Below are 18700 nucleotides of genomic sequence, written 5' to 3'. Positions count from 1 at the left end.
AACCAAGACCCCTATTCTGTACGGCCACGACTTCCCGGAAGCACCGGGACCAGTTCCGCCCTGCCCGGCCTCAGCGTGGCTGGAGGTCCAGCGCGATGTCGAGGATCGGCGACGAATGGGTCAGCCCGCCCACCGACAGATAGTCCACACCGGTGTCGGCGTAGGCGGTCGCCGTCTCCAGGGTGAGGTTGCCGGTCGCCTCCAGCTCCACCCGGTCACCGACCACCTGGACCACCTCGGCCAGCAGCTCAGGTGTCATGTTGTCGCAGAGCAGGAAGCCCGCGCCGGCCTGGACCGCCTCCACCGCCTCGGCCAGCGTGGTCACCTCGACCTGCACCGCCACGTCCGGGAACGTCTGCCGGACCAGCTGGTACGCGGCCGTGATGCTGCCCGCCGCGAGCTTGTGGTTGTCCTTGATCATGGCGACGTCGTAGAGGCCCATGCGCTTGTTGGTGCCACCGCCGGCCCGTACCGCGTACTTCTCCAGCATCCGCAGCCCTGGTGTGGTCTTGCGGGTGTCGAGCACCGTGGCACCGCTTCCGGCCAGCAGGTCGGCCCACTTGCGGGTGTGCGTGGCGACGCCGGACATCCGGCAGATCAGGTTCAGCGCGGTGCGCTCGGCCGTCAGCAGCGCCCGCGTCGGCCCGGTGATCACGGCCAGCACGTCGCCGCGCCGCACCCGGTCACCATCGGCGACGACCGCCCGGAACGTCGCCGATCCGGCGCTCGTCGCCGCGAAGACCTCGGCGGCCACCAGCAGGCCCGCCACCACGCCGTCGGCGCGGGCCACCAGCTCGGCGGTGTCGATCTGGTCCGGCGGGATGGTGGACTCACTCGTCACGTCACGCGGCGGGGTGCCGAGATCCTCAGCGAGCGCGGTCAGCACGATCCGCTGCACCTCACCGAGGTCCAGGCCCAGATCCGCCACGCCGGGACGCTCGTCCGGCAGGGGCTCACCCGGCGAAAGGGTTCCACCATCAGAAATAGTCACGCGTTCCTCCTCGGACGTGCTCTCCCGGCCCTTGCTCCGCTGCGGTGCGGTCGATCACGCTGTGCCTGCTCGGCGTGCTCTCCCGGCCCTTGCTCCGCTGCGGTGCGGTCGATCACGCCATCTCCTGGAAATCCTGCGTGAGCGCGCCGTCGGACGCCAGAGCGTTGAGCAGGTGGCCGCGCCACTCGTCGGCCGCGTTCGGGTGGTCCTCGCGCCAGTGGCAGCCACGGGTCTCCCGGCGGCTGCCGGCCGAGGCCACCAGCGTGGCGGCGACGGTGAGCAGATTGGTGACCTCCCACGCCGCGTTGTTCGGCCGGGACCGCTGCTCGGCGAGGCGGGCCAGCTCCTTGGCCGCGGTCTCGAGCGAGTCGGCGGAGCGCAGCACCCCGGCACCGCGGGTCATGGCGCGTTGCAGGTCGGCACGGATCGCCGGGTCGACGACCCAGGCCGGACCGGCGGCCGTACGGACCGGCTCGGCCGGTGGAGGCAGCTCGCGGGCGATGTCGTCGGCGATCCGGCGGGCGAACACCAGCCCTTCCAGCAGCGAGTTGCTGGCGAGCCGGTTCGCGCCGTGCACACCGGTGCAGGCCACCTCACCGCACGCGTAGAGCCCGTCGATGCTGGTGCGGCCGTGCAGGTCGGTACGGACGCCGCCGGAGGCGTAGTGGGCGGCGGGGGCGACCGGGATGAGGTCGGTGGCCGGGTCGACGCCGGCGGCACGGGTCGACGCCATGATCGTCGGGAAGCGGCCCTCCAGGAACTCCCGGCCGAGGTGCCGCGCGTCCAGGTAGACGTGGTCGGCACCGGTGGCCCGCAGCACCCGGTAGATGCCCTTGGCGACCACGTCGCGGGGCGCCAGCTCGGCCAGCTCGTGCTGCCCGAGCATGAACCGTTTGCCGGACTCGTCGACCAGGTGGGCGCCCTCGCCGCGCAGCGCCTCGGAGATCAGCGGCCGCTGCACCGAGTTGACGCCCGAGCTGACGAACGACGTCGGGTGGAACTGCACGAACTCGACGTCGGTGACCTCGGCGCCGGCCCGCAGCGCGAGCGCCACGCCGTCACCGGTGGAGACCGACGGGTTGGTGGTGGACGAGAAGATCTGGCCCATCCCGCCGGTGGCCAGCACCACGGCCCGGGCCAGCACCGCGCCGACGCCGTCCTCGCTGCCCTCGCCGAGCACGTGCAGAGTGATGCCACACGCCCGGCCGTCGGCGGAGCGCAGCAGGTCGAGGACGAGAGCGTGCTCGACGAGCCGGATCCACGGGTCGCGGCGGACCGCCTCGTGCAGGGCGCGCTGCACCTCGGCGCCGGTCGCGTCGCCGCCGGCGTGCACGATCCGGTCGGCGCGGTGGCCGCCCTCACGGGTCAGCATAAGCGAGCCGTCCGGGTTGCGGTCGAACTCGGCACCGCGGCGGATCAGCTCACGGATCCGGGCCGGCCCCTCCTCGACGAGCACCCGTACCGCCGCCGGGTCGCAGAGTCCGACCCCGGCGATCTCGGTGTCGTACGCGTGGGCCTGCGGGGTGTCCAGCGGGTCGAGCACGGCCGCGATGCCGCCCTGCGCCCACCGGGTCGAGCCGTCATCGATGTTGACCTTGGTGACGACGGTGACGTGCAGGCCCTGTTCCCGCAGGTAGAGGGCCGCGGTGAGACCCGCGATGCCGGAGCCGACCACCACGACGTCGGTGGTCTCGGTCCAGCCGGGCTCAGCGGCGGCAAGCCGGCGGGGCAGCGCCGGGAGATCCGCGAGAGGTGACATGTGTTTCAGTACACTCCGCCCGTACGGCTGCGTCACGGCGGGGGCGTCATCAGTGGTAACCGTTACTTGTACTGGACCGGAAGGGCCTTCGTCCCCTTGCCCTTGAGCGAGCCGGTCAGTGCGGCCCCGTCCAGCCAGAGGTAACAGCGCACCCCGTGGTCACCGTGTGCCCACACGTCGGCGTTCCCGGGCAGCGACACCACGCCCGTGCGGTACTGCAGGTTGGCGTCGTCGGGTATCCCGGCGTACTTCGCGGCCAGGCCACGGCAGCCCTCGTGGAACTCCTCCCAGGCGGCGTCGCCCTTCGGGTAGGCGGCCTTGGCCGGCGCGTTCCAGATCCCGGCGAACTCGGCGTTGTGCTTCTTCGAGCAGTCCACCGGCGGCATCGAGGTGATCGCCCCCGCGTCGTCGAGCTGGATGTTGTAGCAGGTCAGCAGCAGGTCGGACTTCTTGTCGGCGAGCGCGCCCCGCAGGCTGCCGGTCCGCTGGATCAGGGCACCGTCGTTCTCGATCGAATCGAGCTCCACCACCTCGCACCGGAACCAGCGGCTGCCGCCGCTCCACGCGGCCGGTGAGGGCTGGGTGACGCCGATCCAGAGGCGGGCGTGACGCCACGGGCCGCCGACGTACTCGGTCGTCTTCTGATCGCAGGTCTGATAGGCCGCGCGGGCCCCGGCGGAGGTGCCGGCCGGCGGTTCGGCGGCTTCCGCGGCCGGCCCGGTGAACTCGCCGACGAAGACGGTCTCGCTCCGGTGCGGGACTCCGCAGTCGGTCTCCTCGTAGGTGGCGCGTGGCCCGGAGACGGCGAAGTTGGAGAGGTGACAGGTCTCGGCGACCGGCACGAAGCCGGTCGCCGGAGCCATGGCACCCCAATCATTGGTCAGATCGCCGTCGACATCTCCGCCGCCACCACATCCGGCGACGGCGAGCAGAGCCGCGGTTGCGACCATCCCCCATCGGAATCGCATGGGCCGTGCCTCCCGAGCCTCGGCAGCTATATCCGATTCGCCGACTATATGGCTACATCTCAGGCCCGGGAGGTGGAATCGATGAAGAGCTACAGAGCGCTCAGCGTCAGGTCGCCGCGCACCAGGTCACCGGCCATCCCCTCGGCTGCGGCGGCCGGGTCGGCACCCAGCTCGATGATCCGGTTGCCGGCGTCCACATGCACGATCCGCGGCTCGTAGGCACGCGCCTCGGCGTCCTCCATCTGCCCGTACGAGATCAGGATGACCAGATCGCCCGGGTGCACCAGATGCGCCGCGGCACCGTTGATGCCGATCACGCCGCTGCCCCGCTCGCCCGGGATCACGTACGTCTCCAGGCGGGCGCCGTTCGTCACGTCGACGATCGCCACCTGCTCGCCGGGGATCAGATCGGCCGCCTCGAGCAGATCGAGATCGACCGTGACCGAGCCGACGTAGTGCAGGTCCGCCTGCGTCACGGTGGCTCGGTGAATCTTCGACTTGAGCATGGTCCGGAACATCAGGCGCCCTTCTGCAGTGTCAGCGGAACGTTGTCGATGAGGCGGGTACTGCCGACCCGGGCGGCCACCAGCAGACGCGCCGGGCCCTCGCCGGGGGCCGGGCCGAGGTCCGCGCCGGTCAGGGCGAGGTAGTCGACCCGTACGCCGGGCTCCTCGGAAAGGATCTTGTGGGCCGTCGCGAGAATCGCGTCGGGATCGCCGTGCGCCGCGCCCTCGCGCAGAGCGCGGGAAAGAGCCAGCGCGGCCCCGCGCTCCTCCGGCGACAGGTACCGGTTGCGGCTGGACAGGGCCAGACCATCCTTTTCCCGTACGGTCGGAACGCCCACGATCTCCGCGGGCAGCTCCAGGTCGCGCACCATCTGGCGGATCAGCGCCAGCTGCTGATAGTCCTTCTCGCCGAAGTACGCCACGTCGGCGCGGGTCAGCATCAGCAGCTTCTCGACGACCGTGAGCATCCCGGAGAAGTGCCCGGGCCGGCTGGCGCCCTCGAGGGTCTCGCCAAGCTCACCCGGCTGCATGGTGATCGACGGCGCCCCGTGCGGGTAGACCTCGGCCCGGCTCGGCGCGAACACCACCGAGACGCCCTCGGCCCGGCACGCCGCCATGTCCTCGTCGAGGGTCCGCGGATACTTCTCGAAGTCCTCGCCGGGCCCGAACTGCAGCGGGTTCACGAAGATCGTCACGAGCACGAACGCGGATCGTTCCCGGGCCACCCGCATCAGCTGCCGGTGCCCCTCGTGCAGCGCGCCCATCGTCATCACGACGGCGATCTCACCGGTCACCGCGTCCAGCGCGGCGTCCAGGTCAGCGCGGGTGTGCACCAGAACGGTCACGCTGTCCCCCCTTCTCCTCGTGTGCCGCCCGTGCCAGGACGTCCAGCAGCGCGGTGGCGTCGTGCGGGCGCAGGCGGCCGGAGGCGATCGCCCGGTCCGCGGTGCGCCGCGCCATCGCCAGGTATGCCGGCACCGCGTCGGCCGGCATCCGGTCCAGGTGCTTGGCGACCGTGCCCGCGTCACCGCGGGACACCGGGCCGGTCAGTGCGGCGTCGCCCATCCGCAGCGCGTTGTCGAGCGCGGCGGTCAGCAGCGGAGCCAGCACCCGCCCGGGTTCGCCGACCCCCGCCGCACGCAGCAGATCGGCCGCCTCGTTGACCAGGGTGACCATGTGGTTCGCGCCGTGCGCCAGGGCCGCGTGATAGACCGGCCGGGACTCCTCGGCCACCCACTCGGGCACCCCGCCCAGGTCGGCGACGAGCCGGGTGGCGAACACCCGGTCCGGGGCGGTCACACCCCAGGCGATCCCGGGCAGGCGGTCCAGGTCGGAGTCCGCGCCGGTGAAGGTCATCGCGGGGTGCAGGGCCATGCCGTTCACATCGCCCAGCACGGCGAGTCCATGAGCCCCTGAGGTGTGCGCCACCACCTGCCCGGCCCGCAGGGCACCGGTCCGGTCGAGTCCGGCCACCACCGCGGCCAGGGTGTCGTCCGGGACGGCGAGCAGCAGCAGATCGGTGGCCGCGCGGGCCACCTCGTCAGCGGGGAGGATCGCCGCGCCCGGCAGCAGGCGGGCGGCCCGCTCACGGGAGGCGGCGGAGACGGCCGCGGCAGCGACGACACGGTGGCCGGCCGCGCTCAGAGCCGCGCCCAGCACCGCACCGACCCGGCCGGCGCCGACGACGCCGATGGTCAAAGCGTTCATCCGTGGATCCAGTCCTCGTGGAGGGGTACCGGTCGAGCGCCAGTATGCGCCGCTTTGACACGTCCGTGACAACCACCTGTGAACAACTGCACCGGCATCGATACGACCGGGACGCACCCACCCACGATCGGTCACCGGCTCGCCCGCCTGAGCCCATCCCGCCGGCGGTACCCCACACCCGCCGAACCGCCGGACCGCCGGGAGTGGGCCGGAGCCGCGTGGACGACCACGGTGGTTGGTGCGGTTGGTGACAGCTCCGGGCGTACGAGATGAAGGTGTGCAGGCAGACGCCTAGGGTGACGGCATGGCTATCGGGTGGCGGCTGGCCATGCAGGCGGCGTTGTACGGCAGCGACGGGTTCTTCGTGCGGGAGCATGAGGGCCCCGCTGATCACTTCCGGACCAGCGTGCACGCTTCGCCGCTGTTCGCCGGCGCGCTGGCCCGGCTGATCGGGCGGTTGGACGCGGCTCTCGGGCATCCGGAGAGATTCGACCTGGTGGACGTCGGCGCGGGCCGTGGCGAACTCATCACCGCCCTGCTCGCCACCGTGCCGGCGGAGCTGGCCGGACGGCTGAACGTGACCGGTGTCGAGGTCGTTCCCCGCCCGCCCGGTCTGGAACCGGCCGTGCACTGGCGGCGGGACGTCCCGGAGCGGATCACCGGGCTGCTGGTGGCCACCGAATGGCTTGACAACGTGCCGCTCGACATCGTCGAGCCGGACGACGGCGGACGGCTGCGGAAGGTGCTCGTGGACCGGCGGACCGGGGCCGAGACGCTGGGCCCGCCCGCCGATCCCGCCGATCTGTTCTGGATCAACCGGTGGTGGCCGGGACCGGGCCGGATCGAGATCGGGTGGCCACGCGACGCCGCCTGGGCGGAGGCGGTCGAGTCCGTGCACCGCGGTGCGGCGCTGTGCGTGGACTACGGGCACGTCAAGGCGGAGCGGCCGGTGTTCGGGACGCTGACCGGGTTCCGGGAGGGCCGGCAGGTCGCACCGGTCCCGGACGGCAGTTGCGACGTGACCGCGCACGTGGCGATGGACGCGGTGGCGTGCGCAGCCGGGGTTCCGCATCGGATGGTCCGGCAGCGGGAGGCGCTGCGGGTGCTCGGTGTGGACGGTTCCCGGCCGCCGCTCGATCTGGCGCGCACCGATCCGGCGTCCTATCTGCGGGCACTGTCGGCGGCCGGGGCGGCGGCGGAACTGACCGATCCGGACGGGCTCGGCGGGCACTGGTGGCTGTGGCACAGCATCGGCCTCGACGACCGTGGCACGATGCTCTGGTGAGCGAAGCCTTGCGGGAGATGACGGTCGGCACGGGAGCCGGGCTGGACACAGCCGACATGGTGCTCAACATCGGGCCTCAGCACCCGTCCACCCATGGCGTGCTGCGTCTCAAGCTCACCCTGGACGGGGAGCGGGTGGTCGCCTGTGAGCCGATCGTCGGTTACATGCACCGCGGCGCCGAGAAACTGTTCGAGGTGCGCGACTACCGGCAGATCATCATGCTGGCGAACCGGCACGACTGGCTGTCGGCGTTCTCCAACGAGCTGGGTGTGGTCCTCGCCGTCGAACGGCTGATGGGCATCGAGGTGCCGGAACGGGCCACCTGGCTGCGGATGGCCCTGGCCGAGCTGAACCGGGTGCTCAACCACCTGATGTTCCTCGGCTCGTACCCGCTCGAGATCGGCGCGATCACGCCGATGTTCTACGCCTTCCGTGAGCGCGAGACGTTGCAGGCCGTGATGGAGGAGGTCTCCGGCGGCCGGATCCACTACATGTTCAACCGGGTCGGCGGCCTCAAGGAGGAGATCCCGGCCGGCTGGACGAAACGGGCGCGGCAGGCGGTCGCCGCGGTCCGCCGGCGGATGCCGGACCTCGACAACGTGATCCGGCGCAACGACATCTTCATGGCGCGTACGGTCGGCGTCGGCGTGCTGAGCGCGGCCGACGCCGCGGCATTCGGCGCATCCGGTCCGGTGGCCAGGGCGAGCGGTCTGGATTTCGATGTACGCCGGGACGAGCCGTACCTCTTCTACGACCAGATCGACGTGCCCGTGGTGACCCGGACGTCCGGCGACTGTCACGCCCGCTTCGAGGTTCTGCTCGAGCAGGTCCACGTCTCGCTGAACCTGATCGAGGAGTGCCTGGACCGGGTGGACCGCACCGGCGGCCCGGTGAACGTGCGGCTGCCCAAGGTGGTGAAGGCGCCCGAGGGGCACACCTACGCGTGGACCGAGAACCCGCTCGGGGTGAACGGCTACTACCTGGTGTCCCGCGGTGAGAAGACGCCGTGGCGGCTCAAACTGCGGACCGCGTCCTACGCGAACGTGCAGGCGCTGGCCACGCTGATCCCCGGCTGTCTGGTGCCCGACCTGATCGCGATCCTCGGCTCGATGTTCTTCGTGGTCGGGGACATCGACAAGTAACGGGTCACCAGTTCTGCGCGCTGCTGTCGTACCCGGGGTAGTTGGCGAAGTCGGCGAGAGTGCCCACATTGGTGTCGTTCGCGGACGGGCGGTGCCGGCGGGCCTTGTACTCGGCGCTGGTCTCGGCGGCGTCGTCGTGGCCGTTGGTTCCGGCGTACCCGTTGGCGGCCCCGAAATCGTCGTCGGGAGCCTCGGGCCGGCCGTACTGGACGCCGGGCCGGACGGAGGCCGCCGCGGGCCGCACCGAGACTGCCGCGCGGGCCGGCGGGGTCATCATGCCGTTGGGGCCGGGCCGGGCCATCATGCCGTTCGGACCGGGTGCGGCCGTCATCGCGTTCGGGCCGGGTGGCGGCGGCACGGCGGCCGCGGCTCTCGGGCGGGGCACCGCCTGCCCGACCGGGACGGCCGGAGGCGCCATCGGGACGGAGGCGGCTGCGGAGGCGCGGGCGACCGGCGCCGGCGGTACGGCCGCGCTCGCCCGGCCGGCCGGTGCGGGGAAGCCCTGACTGGTCTGCGCCGGGAAGCTCTGACTGATCTGGGCCGGCGAGACGGGCCGCACGATGCCGGGGACCGAGGCCCGGCCGCCGGCCGCCCGCACCGGGACCTCCGGCTCGTAGGACTGCTCGTCCTGATAGCCGTCGTCGTATCCGTAGCCGGCCTCGTCGTAACCGGACTCGTCGTAGCCGGACTGCTCATAACCGGACTGCTCGTAGCCCTGTTCGTAACCGGCCTGCTCGTAGCCCTGCTGGTCGTAGTCGTCGTATCCGTTCTCCGGCTGCCCCGCGTAGGCGACCGGCTCCGGCTGGTGCACGAAGGTGGTCCGATCCGGGAACTCCGGCTGAGCAACGTACGGCTCCGGCTCGGAGCCTCCGCCGTACACCTGAGCACGCCCGCCACCCGGGTTGCGCGGAACCAGCGGCGGCCGGGATTCGACCTCCGGTGCCGGTACGGCGGCACTCGAGAACTCGGCCCGCAACTCCCGGCGCATCGCGTCGACCTCCTGGGCGACCCGGTCCTCCACGTCCATCCGGAGCAGCACCGGATCGCTGCGGACCAGCACCGACGCGCCGATCAGCACCACGCTGACCGCTATCAGCAGCACCGCGAAGCGAGCCGTGTTGGAGTTGTCCCCGATCAGCACCACAGCGGCCGCGATCGGAGCGAGGACGACGCCCGCCCAGACGAGGCCACGGAGCATCCGCGCGCTGTGTCCCGCTTGGTTGTCCCGTTCCGGCATGGCCGCAGATGTTACCGAGAGCACGTCTCCGGCAAAACCGTTGAACCCGGTACGGCACGTTCGGTCACCTTCCAGCAGAAACCCGGCTGTTTCTCACCGCTGCCTCCGGGCGGCCGAGACAACGGTGGGAACAGCCGGGTTCGCTTGTCAGCGGGTACCGCGCCAGCCGCCGAGGGAGGCGAGGCCGATGATCCAGCCGACGAAGAAGCCGTACCCCGCGCCCGAGCCGGCCGCGTTGAACGCGCCGAGCAGCGACGGGTTGGTGAGGAACAGGGTGGCGAGCAAGGCAGCGAACGCCCCGGCGAAGATGTACGCGGCCCAGCCGGCCAGGAACTGGCTGATCGTGCCGCGCGCCCGGGCCAGCTGCGAGCCGGGCAGCAGGTACAGGAAGACGAAGGTCAGGACGACGACCAGGATCGCCTTGAGGTCCCCGACGATCACGTCCCGTAGTGAGTCGTCGGTGTCGAAACTCCAGGCCGGCCATGCCAGCAGTCGAAGCCACCAACCGCCGGCGGTGGCCGGGTTCGTGTTCTCCTGGGCCCAGTCCGCATACCACGGACTGCCGAACACCAGGACGAGTATCAGTGCGGCGAGTGTTCCCGCACCGGGTGCGGACTTGTAACGGTTACCGAGAGCCATGCCCGCCAAATTCCCAGCGGACACTCAGTTTCAAACGACGGACGTCGCTATCTGCTGAGGTAGTCGATGAACGCGGCGCGCAGCAGTGGCTCCTGAGCGCCGAGGTCACGGCCCTCGAACTCGCGCCACAGCGCGACCGCCTCGTCCACGGTCGGCCCGATCGAGTTGGGGGCGCCGTCGAGGGAGGCGGCGTCACCGGCGTCCGGCAGGTGTCCCAGCACGGACCAGAAGAAGGCGACGTCGTGCTTGGCACGGGCCTTGGCGAACGCCTGTTCCCGCAGCGTTTCGGTGGGCAGTGCGTCCAGTTCGGCGAAGCTGGGCGAGGTCATGTCCGAAAGCATACTTTCAGCGGTTGGCGCCCCACGGCCCGTCGTCCCAACGGTCGCTGCGCGGCGCCGGGGTGGCGGGGGTGTTCCAGGTCTCCGGCAGGGTCGGCGACCAGTTGGCGGCGCCGGACGGAGCCGCGTTCCACTCCTCGGGGGTCCGGGCCGAGTACGGGCTGCCGTACGACTCGACGAAGCGGGTCACCACGAGACCGGCGAGGCACAGGGCGCCGGCGATCGCGAACAGCGCGATGTCGAGGTCTCGGAGGGTCTGGTAACGCAGGAACAGGGTCAGCGCGGTGACCGCGAACAGGGTGCCGAAGATGCCACCGCGCCGCCCGTAGGCACTGGTGCCGGCCAGCAGGGCCAGGCCGAAGGCGATGCCGGTCCACTCGAATCCAGTCTCCGGGGCGATCGGCCCGTCGGCGCCGGCGGCGATCAGCACACCGGCACCGGTCGCGAAAAGCGACGAGAACAGCAGCGTCAGGATGGCCGGGACGGCGGCGGCGACGCCACGGCGCCGGGCCGGGTCGCCGGTCGGCCGGCCCCGTCCGAGGAAGCGGCGGACCGGGCCGATCGCGCCGAGGCCGGCACCGAGCACGGCAAGCAGCGCGACCCCGCCGAAGAGCAGGAAGGCCTGGCTTGTCGGGTCCCAGTCGCCCTGTACCTCGACCGGGCCGGGCCGCAGCTGGATGTAGACGATGACGGCGAAGGAGGCGGCCAGGGTGGCGGCCCAGGCGGGCACGTGCAGGACGGTCACGACCACGCCGGCCGCGAGGCCGCCGGCCGCCGCGATGATCATCGCGGGGACGATGGCCTGGGCCAGGCCCTTGTCGCTGTTCTCGGCGTACTGCATGGCGGCGGCCAGGGCGATCGGGCCGAGCGCCAGGTTGGGCACGCCGGCCCGCAGGGTCAGGCCCGCGCCGAGCGTGAGCAGACCGATGGCGGCGCCGGTGACCAGGAGCGCGTCCAGTGCCGGACGCTGCAGGGCGGCCGAGTCCTCGCGTTGGAGCAGGAAGCCGATGACCGCGGCGACGACCAGCAGCATGACCTCCCAGCTGAGGTGGATGCCGAGCCGGTCGCGCCCGTCCTCCTCGGCCGCGGGGATCGCCCCGGTGGTCACCGGGTTGCGCAGGGACTGGTCGAGCGTGTTACCGGCGGTGTCGTCGTCGTACTGCACCCGGCGCCGGTAGGCGGCGGGATCGGACTGGGTCGTCTCGTCACCGGGCCGGCGGAAGGTGGTGTCGTCGTACGCCATGGTCCGCGCCTCCTTACGCCTCCACGAGCGGTTCGAGGCGCACGCTACTCCGGCTCATCCTCGCCCACCGCAAAGCATACGGATACGAGACCATGTCAGTTCAGAGCACAAGTCTCTTCGAAGATCGTCGAACGCTCGACGACGAGAGTGCCGGCGAACCTCAGCGGCGCCCGGCCGGCGGATCGGACCGGTCGTCCTGGCGGTCCGGGTCCTCCGGGACCCGGCAGGCCCGCTCCAGCCAAAGCGCGGCACCGATCAGGGCGATCCCGGCGACCAGGGTCGTCACCGCGGCCGGGACGCTGGTGGCCGCCTCGTGGGTCGGCTCCAGCAACAGCCAGACGAGCAGCCCGGCGGTGAACCCCGCGGAGAGCGCGCCGACCAGCGAGGACGCCTTGGCCAGGGCGGCGAACCGGGCCACCGACAGCGCGTGAACCGGCAGCGCGCCGGGTTTGCGCTGGATCCGGGCACTGGTGTTCTGCGCGAGATAGGCCTCCGCCATCGCCAGTACGGCCAGCACCCCGGCGCCGGTCCACGGCAACGGCGAGATGAGATAGAACAGATCGTTCGTGGAGATCAGCAGCCACGCCACCGCGGCTGCCGCGAGGGCGGCCACCACCAGCGTCGACACGCTCGTCGGTCGCAGCGAGGGGTCGGTCCGGCGCGGGGAACCGCCGTCTGGGTTGACGCTCACTCCATCGACTCTAACGACAGGTCCGGGCGGGGCGTCACACCGGCGAGATCGGTCACCACCGCGGGGGTGTCCAGCAGGGCGGCGATCGGGCCGTGGCCGGGCAGCACGGCGTCCGGCTCGATCGCGTGCCACGGCAGCAGCACGAAGGCTCGCAGGTGCGCGCGCGGGTGCGGAAGTGTCAGTTCGGCGTCGTCGTCGACGACCGGCACACCCTCGTCCCAGACGGCGATGACGTCCACGTCCAGGGTGCGCGGCCCGAAGCGGCGCTCCGGGTCCCGGACCCGGCCCTCGGCCGTTTCGCAGGCCTGCGCACGGGTCAGCCAATCCCGGGCGGTCACCGTTGCGTCGTCGACGATCAGGACCGCATTGAGGTACGACGGCTGCGCGGCATCACCCCACGGCGGCGTCTCGTAGACCCCGGAGACCCGTACGACAGCCGGGTTCAGCCGGGTGACCGCGTTGCGCAGGTGTGTCAGGCGGTCGCCGAGGTTGCCGCCGATCGAGAGGAGGGCCCGGGTCACCGACGGCTCCGGCGCAGGGTCACGGCCACGTCGGCGAACTCGTGCGGGATCGGGGCCTGCGGCTTGTGCACGGTGACCTCGGCCGACTCCACCCGCGGGTCGGCCAGGCAGACGTCCAGGAGCCGGTCGGCGAGCCGCTCCAGCAGGTTGACCGGCTCGCCGGTGAGCACCGCGACCAGAGCGGTGGCGAGTTCGCCGTAATGAACGGTGTCGGTGACGTCGTCGCTGCGCGCGGCGGGACCGAGGTCGAGGCCGAGGGTCACGTCCACGACGAAGTCCTGGCCCTGCTCGCGCTCGAAGTCGTACACCCCGTGGTTGCCCCGGGCCCGGAGCCCGGTCAGCGTGATCCGTCCACTCATCTGTTCTCCGTATGCAGTCGGGGTGAACCCGTCGCCCGCCAGACGGCGAGCGCGTCGGCGGTCGCCCGCACGTCGTGGACCCGGACCCCCCAGGCGCCGGCGGCGACCGCCAGCACCGAGGTGGCGAGGGTGGCCGCCTCGCGTTCGCCGACCGGCCGCGGCGTACCGTCCGGTCCGGGCAGCAGCCGTCCCAGGTAGGTCTTGCGGCTGGCCGCGAAGAGGACCGGGAAGCCGAGCCCGATGAGACTGCCGAGGTTCGCGCTGAGCGCCCAGTTGTGCTCGGGCAGTTTGGCGAACCCGAGCCCCGGGTCGAGCACGATCATGCCGGGGTCGACGCCGGCCGCGATCGCCGCGTCGGCGCGGGCCCGCAGTTCGTCGCGAACCTCGCGGACGACGTCGCCGTACACCGCGAGCCTCTGCATGTCGCGGGAGTGGCCGCGCCAGTGCATCAGGATCCACGGGCAGCCGGCCGCGGCGGCGACCCGCGCCATGTCCGGGTCGGCCAGACCGCCGGAGACGTCGTTGACAACCGCGGCGCCGGCCGTCAGCGCGGCCTCGGCAACCGCGGCACGGGTGGTGTCGATACTGACCGGTACGCCCTGGGCGAACAACCTCTCGATCACCGGCACGACCCGGCTGATCTCGGTCCTCGCGTCCACCCGCTCGGCGCCCGGCCGGGTCGACTCGCCGCCCACGTCGATGACGTGCGCACCTTCTTGAAAAAGGCGGACGCCGTGCTGAACCGCGGCGTCGACACCGGTGTATCTACCACCGTCAGAGAAGGAGTCCGGCGTGACGTTGAGGACGCCCATCACTACCGGGTGATCCCGGCGAAGCAGTTCAGCCCCCGTGAGCTGCGCGTCTGTCGGCGAATTGGACACACGTGAAGGGTACGGGGCACGGGTGATTCGAACAGGCGTACGATGCGGTGTGACTGTGAATCACGCACTCCTTCACCTTGGGTAACGAAACGGGCGCTTGTTGCTCGCAAGTACGGGCCGTACTCTTCGGATCTGGGCATCATGAAGTGACCGAAGAGAGCAGAGACGAGCATGGCAGTGCCCGAACGACTCACTCGACGCGGTGAGTCAGAGGTAGCACCATATGGGCGTTGCCGTACGGCTTCACAACTGCAGCGTGTCCGTACCCCCCACGGACACCGGGAGGTTTACCGATGATCGCCACCGAGATCGCCATCCTGGCGGCAGAGCCATCAGGCAACATCAACACCGAAGGCATCGTCACCTTCTTCGCGAGCAACATCGCGCCGATCCTGCTCGCGGTGCTCGGCGTGATCTTCATCGGCCGGGCCAGCCGGGGTGAGATCTCGAAGGTCCTCACCAGCTCGGCGATCGCGATCGTGGGCCTGGCGTTCATCGCCGGTGCCGCGACGCTGTTCTTCGTCGGCGAGTCGATCATCGACCTGATCTTCAACTGAGATGCGGCTCCGGACCGACGACGACATCTACCGGGCGCGCCTGGTCTATCTCGGCCCGCCCGGTTACACACTGCCCGTCCACCTGCCCTACGCGCAGTACGGGATGTTCGTCGTTCTCGTGCCACTCTTCATGGCCATCCACTACGCATTCACCCTCGAGTTCGACCCGTTCCCGGCCTGGGAGATCGCCCTCGCCATGGTGACGACGTCGTACGTGTTCCGGCATGTCGACCCGGACCGACCCGCCCGCGTCGTCATCCGCACCGCGCTCACCGACTGGCGCCGCACTCGCGAGCCCGCCGTCGAGCAACGCGATCCGAGACTTGTCGCCACTCGCATCCGTGTCCGGGAGGAGTTGGTATGACCAGTTGCCAGGTCGTCCGCGCATACGAGGCCCACGCATGACCGGAACGTATCCGCACGGGCATCCCCCGGCGGACGCCTCGTCCCCGGGCAGGCAGAGTAACGGTGTGCGTCCGGACAACTACTCCTCGCCTGATTCGCTGGACGACGCCGACGAGTTCGTCGCCGCGCCCGGACATGGTGGAGTGGGCGTCTTCCAGGCACCCCAGCCGGTGCGGCCGCGTGGCACCGCCGTCGACACCAGTATGGACATCGACTCGCCGTTCCTGGACCTGTTCGGTGGAGCATCCGTTACCCGTGCGGGTGATCCTCAAACGACGCCGGCACCGCGTCCGGTCTCCGCGCCTTCAGCTCCGCAGGCAACCCCGGCACGCCCGGTGTCTCCGGCACGCCCGGTGTCTCCGGCACGCCCGGTGTCTCCGGCACGCCCGGTGTCTCCGGCACGCCCAGTGTCTCCGGCAGGGCCCGTGTCTCCGGCATTCCCCGTGTCTCCGGCAGGCCTGATCTCTCCGCCTCCCGTCTCCACCCCGCCGGCCATCTCCGCTGCCCCCACGCCGGTTCCGGCCCCCGCGCCGCCCAGCGGCTGGAACGGCGCGCCCTTCACCCGGGCGCCGGTCGGGCCGGAACCCGACTTCTTCCAAGAGAACGGCCACGCCGTTCACGAGAACGGCCGCGCCTTCCAGGGCAACGGCCACGCCTTCCCGGACAACGGCCACGCCGTCGCGCCGGATCCGGTGGACGACGAGTGGACCGACTTCGACGATTGGCCGCCCGCCCAGCCGGTCACCCGCCCCGCGCTCTGGCAGCAGCCGGCCGTTGCGGCCGCGCCCGCTCCGGTCGCCGACCCGGTTCCGCTGCCGGTGCCGGTCCCGGAAAAGGCCCCGGCCCGGCGCAAGGAAAAGGCACCCGCCAAGCGCAAGGAGAAGAAGGAGTCGACACCGGCCCCGCTGCGGCCGCAGAAGCTCAAGTTCAACGACCGCGACCCCTCCGTCGAGCTGGCGATCAGCGAGATCGCCGGGCACCTGACGTTCACCCAGAGCACCGTGACGGCGTGGTATTACCTGCCCGAGGTGCGCTGGGCGTTCCGGCCGGACGCCGAGCGGGAGGCGCTGCTCAGCGCCATCTCGGAGCAGTACGCGGGTCTCGCCGGCTTCCGCCTGCACCTGCGGCGCACCACCCGCCCCTTCCCTGCCGACGAGTGGGCCCGCACGGTCGACTCGTTCACCCCCAAGCCGCTGCCCGACGTGCACGGCTCCACCTCCTGGTCGGATCACCTGGTCGCGGCCCAGCGGCACCTGCTGTCGGTGAACCACGCCGAGGGACAGACCTTCCTCGGCGTCACGTTCGCCCGCCGCTCGCTCGGCGACACCTTCTCCGAGCGGATCCTGCGGGCCTTCGGCAAGGGCACCTCCGACGGCGAGCGGCGCAAGCTCGGCCGGACCGTCGAGCAGTTCGACGAGGTGCTCAACGCGTTCGGCATGCGCGGCCGGCGGGTCACCCCGCAGGAGCTGGAGTGGCTGCTCTACCGCTCGGTGGCCCTCGGTATGGCCCCACCGGGCCTGCTCTCCCCGGTCACCAACGGGCACTGGGAGACCGGCGACCTGCTCGCGCTCACCGAGGCGGTGGAGCGCTACCGGACGCCGTACGGCTCGACCGTGAAGCTCGTCAACCGGATGTCCGGCGAGGAACGGCACGTGGCAGTGCTGTCCGTCGGCCGGATGGAACCGCTGGAGATTCCGGAGAAGCACGAACCGTGGATGCACTTCCACGAGCGGCTGCCCTGGCCCATGGAGCTCTCCTCGCGGATCGACATCCTCGGCTCCAACAGCTCCTTCAAGAACCTCGAGCACCGGCTCCGGATGATCCGCTCCCAGCAGCTCGACTACGCGGAGCACGGCATCGACGCGCCGCCTGAGCTGGAACGCCTCGCCAAGCGGGCCCTGGTGATCGGCGACGAGATGACCACCGGACTGCCCGTCGAGTCGGCCCGCGCACACGGCTGGCACCGGCTCGCGGTCAGCGGCGCCAACCGCGAGGAGTGCCTGGAACGGGCCCGGCGGCTCATTCAGCTCTACTCACGTGAACTGCGGATCTCGCTGCAACATCCGAAGAACCAGGACCAGCTGGCCCGCGAGTTCATCCCGGGTGAGCCGATCGCCAACACCGGCTACGTCCGGCGGATGCCGGTCAAACTGCTGGCCGCGGCACTCCCGCAGGCGGCCTCGACGGTCGGCGACCGCCGGGGCGACCTCATCGGGCGTACGTCCGGGACGTGCCGTCGTCCGGTCTTCCTCGACCTGCACTTCCCGATGGAGGTGCGCGAGCGCTCCGGTCTCGGCGTGTTCGTGGCGGAACCGGGTGGTGGCAAGTCGACGCTGATGGGTGCCCTCGGTTACCTAAACGCCCGCCGCGGCGTCCAGGTGACCCTGCTCGACCCGTCCGGGCCGCTCGCCCGGCTGTGCCAGATGCCCGAGCTCCGGCCGTACTCACGGGTGCTCAACCTGACCGGCTCCGAGCAGGGGACACTCGCCCCGTACTCGCTCATCCCGACGCCGGTGCGTTCCGAGTTCTCGACCGGTCCGTCCGGCGACCGGGAGTTCGAGATCGCCGTCTCCAACGCGCGCGCCGAGCGGCGGATGCTCGTGCAGGACATCTGCTCGATGCTGGTGCCGCCGCAGGTCGCCAAGGAGGCGTCCACCGCCACCTTGCTCCGGCACGCGGTGCGGCAGGTGCCGGCCGAGGAGACGTCCACTCTCGACGACGTCGTCCGTACCCTGCAGGGCATCGACGACGACGGCAAGGAACTCGCCAACCTGCTCCTCGACACCGCCGAGATGCCGCTGGCGCTGCTGTTCTTCGGCCACCCGCCGCCGCACCTGCTCGGCGCCGACGCGGCCCTCACCGTGATCACCATGGCCGGCCTGCGGCTGCCCGACCTCAAGATCGAGCGGGAGTACTGGTCGGCCGAGGAGTCCCTGGCGCTGCCGATGCTGCACACCGCACACCGGCTCGCGGTCCGGCGCTGTTACGGCGGCTCGATGGCCTCCCGCAAGATGGTCGGCCTGGACGAGGCCCACTTCATGGAAGGCTGGCGCTCCGGCCGGTCGTTCCTGGTCCGTCTCGCCCGCGACTCCCGTAAATGGAACCTGGCCGCCCTCGTGGCCTCCCAGAACCCGCGCGACATCCTCGGTCTCGACGTGCAGAACCTCGTCTCCACGGTGTTCGTCGGGCGCATCGCCGAGGACCAGGAGATCGCGTCCGAAGCCCTGCGACTCCTGCGCGTCCCGGTCCACGACGGGTACGAGGCGACGCTCGCGTCCCTCTCCCAGATCGACACGTCCTCCCAGCAGCGACTCGGCTTCCGTGAGTTCGTGATGCGGGACGTGGACGGCCGGGTCCAGAAAGTGCGCGTCGACGTGTCGTACGTCGACGGACTGCTCGAACACCTGGACACGACACCGGGCGTGGCGCCGACTCAGGTCGTGCCACTTCCGTCCGACCTGGAGGTTTGAG

General features: G+C 71.1%; 19 protein-coding genes. 5 read left to right on the top strand and 14 right to left on the bottom strand.

All coding sequences use genetic code 11. From position 1 onward, the window contains the following. Positions 1 to 70: 70 nt before the first annotated feature. The 6 genes from nadC to AB0G04_RS00665 all read right to left on the bottom strand — a co-directional run bounded on the left by nadC (position 71) and on the right by AB0G04_RS00665 (position 5931). On the bottom strand, positions 71 to 928 hold the full coding sequence (gene nadC, locus AB0G04_RS00690) for a carboxylating nicotinate-nucleotide diphosphorylase (protein ID WP_360976174.1): 858 nt from the start codon (positions 926 to 928) through the stop codon (positions 71 to 73). A gap of 175 nt (positions 929 to 1103) precedes the next feature. Further along, complete coding sequence (locus AB0G04_RS00685; RefSeq protein ID WP_360974089.1) at positions 1104 to 2750, bottom strand: L-aspartate oxidase; 1647 nt, start codon at positions 2748 to 2750, stop codon at positions 1104 to 1106. 62 nt (positions 2751 to 2812) lie between these two features. Then, positions 2813 to 3718 (bottom strand): septum formation family protein, encoded by a 906-nt coding sequence (locus AB0G04_RS00680; RefSeq protein ID WP_360974086.1) that lies wholly within the window; start codon positions 3716 to 3718, stop codon positions 2813 to 2815. 89 nt (positions 3719 to 3807) lie between these two features. Beyond that, positions 3808 to 4236: an aspartate 1-decarboxylase gene (gene panD / locus AB0G04_RS00675; protein ID WP_360974083.1), complete on the bottom strand. Its 429-nt coding sequence runs from the start codon at positions 4234 to 4236 to the stop codon at positions 3808 to 3810. Beyond that, a complete protein-coding gene (gene panC, locus AB0G04_RS00670; RefSeq protein ID WP_360974080.1) occupies positions 4236 to 5069 on the bottom strand; it encodes a pantoate--beta-alanine ligase in 834 nt (277 codons plus the stop codon). Before panC ends, panD begins: the two co-directional genes overlap by 1 nt. Beyond that, on the bottom strand, positions 5041 to 5931 hold the full coding sequence (locus AB0G04_RS00665) for a Rossmann-like and DUF2520 domain-containing protein (RefSeq protein ID WP_360974077.1): 891 nt from the start codon (positions 5929 to 5931) through the stop codon (positions 5041 to 5043). Before AB0G04_RS00665 ends, panC begins: the two co-directional genes overlap by 29 nt. 304 nt (positions 5932 to 6235) lie before the next feature. Between AB0G04_RS00665 and AB0G04_RS00660 the strand changes: the two genes are divergently transcribed. Together AB0G04_RS00660 and AB0G04_RS00655 are read left to right on the top strand one after the other, a co-directional pair. Then, a complete protein-coding gene (locus AB0G04_RS00660) occupies positions 6236 to 7216 on the top strand; it encodes an SAM-dependent methyltransferase (protein ID WP_360974074.1) in 981 nt (326 codons plus the stop codon). Next, complete coding sequence (locus tag AB0G04_RS00655; protein WP_360976171.1) at positions 7210 to 8358, top strand: NADH-quinone oxidoreductase subunit D; 1149 nt, start codon at positions 7210 to 7212, stop codon at positions 8356 to 8358. Before AB0G04_RS00660 ends, AB0G04_RS00655 begins: the two co-directional genes overlap by 7 nt. A gap of 4 nt (positions 8359 to 8362) precedes the next feature. On the opposite strand, the gene AB0G04_RS00650 is transcribed toward AB0G04_RS00655, so the two are convergent. From AB0G04_RS00650 to folP, 8 genes are all read right to left on the bottom strand, one after another. Further along, on the bottom strand, positions 8363 to 9595 hold the full coding sequence (locus tag AB0G04_RS00650; protein WP_360974071.1) for a hypothetical protein: 1233 nt from the start codon (positions 9593 to 9595) through the stop codon (positions 8363 to 8365). 147 nt (positions 9596 to 9742) lie between these two features. Next, a complete protein-coding gene (locus tag AB0G04_RS00645; protein ID WP_360974068.1) occupies positions 9743 to 10234 on the bottom strand; it encodes a hypothetical protein in 492 nt (163 codons plus the stop codon). 47 nt (positions 10235 to 10281) lie between these two features. Then, on the bottom strand, positions 10282 to 10575 hold the full coding sequence (locus AB0G04_RS00640; protein ID WP_360974065.1) for a hypothetical protein: 294 nt from the start codon (positions 10573 to 10575) through the stop codon (positions 10282 to 10284). Between the two features lie 4 nt (positions 10576 to 10579). Next, entirely contained in the window at positions 10580 to 11815 is a 1236-nt protein-coding gene (locus AB0G04_RS00635) for an ABC transporter permease (RefSeq protein ID WP_360974062.1), read from the bottom strand. A 160-nt stretch (positions 11816 to 11975) separates the two neighbouring features. Further along, positions 11976 to 12506 (bottom strand): DUF3180 domain-containing protein, encoded by a 531-nt coding sequence (locus tag AB0G04_RS00630; RefSeq protein ID WP_360974059.1) that lies wholly within the window; start codon positions 12504 to 12506, stop codon positions 11976 to 11978. Beyond that, positions 12503 to 13027, bottom strand: coding sequence for a 2-amino-4-hydroxy-6-hydroxymethyldihydropteridine diphosphokinase (gene folK / locus AB0G04_RS00625; RefSeq protein WP_360974056.1), 525 nt, complete (start codon positions 13025 to 13027; stop codon positions 12503 to 12505). Before folK ends, AB0G04_RS00630 begins: the two co-directional genes overlap by 4 nt. Then, a complete protein-coding gene (folB, locus tag AB0G04_RS00620; RefSeq protein ID WP_360974053.1) occupies positions 13024 to 13386 on the bottom strand; it encodes a dihydroneopterin aldolase in 363 nt (120 codons plus the stop codon). The genes folK and folB overlap by 4 nt, the downstream gene beginning before the upstream one ends. Further along, positions 13383 to 14198, bottom strand: a complete 816-nt coding sequence (gene folP, locus AB0G04_RS00615) for a dihydropteroate synthase (RefSeq protein ID WP_360976168.1) — start codon at positions 14196 to 14198, stop codon at positions 13383 to 13385. Before folP ends, folB begins: the two co-directional genes overlap by 4 nt. 362 nt (positions 14199 to 14560) lie before the next feature. Between folP and AB0G04_RS00610 the strand changes: the two genes are divergently transcribed. Genes AB0G04_RS00610 through AB0G04_RS00600 form a run of 3 tightly spaced genes read left to right on the top strand, consistent with a single transcriptional unit; the run spans position 14561 to position 18699 of the window. Then, positions 14561 to 14824 (top strand): hypothetical protein, encoded by a 264-nt coding sequence (locus AB0G04_RS00610; RefSeq protein ID WP_360974050.1) that lies wholly within the window; start codon positions 14561 to 14563, stop codon positions 14822 to 14824. Position 14825: 1 nt separating this feature from the next. Then, the gene (locus AB0G04_RS00605; protein WP_360974047.1) at positions 14826 to 15188 is read left to right on the top strand and encodes a hypothetical protein; all 363 of its coding nucleotides are present in this window, start codon (positions 14826 to 14828) and stop codon (positions 15186 to 15188) included. A 37-nt stretch (positions 15189 to 15225) separates the two neighbouring features. After that, positions 15226 to 18699, top strand: coding sequence for an ATP-binding protein (locus AB0G04_RS00600; protein WP_360974044.1), 3474 nt, complete (start codon positions 15226 to 15228; stop codon positions 18697 to 18699). The last annotated feature ends 1 nt before the right edge of the window (position 18700 follow it).

It is taken from the genome of Actinoplanes sp. NPDC023801, assembly GCF_040639655.1.
Taxonomy (GTDB): domain Bacteria; phylum Actinomycetota; class Actinomycetes; order Mycobacteriales; family Micromonosporaceae; genus Actinoplanes.
This window is presented reverse-complemented; position numbering and strand designations above follow the sequence as displayed.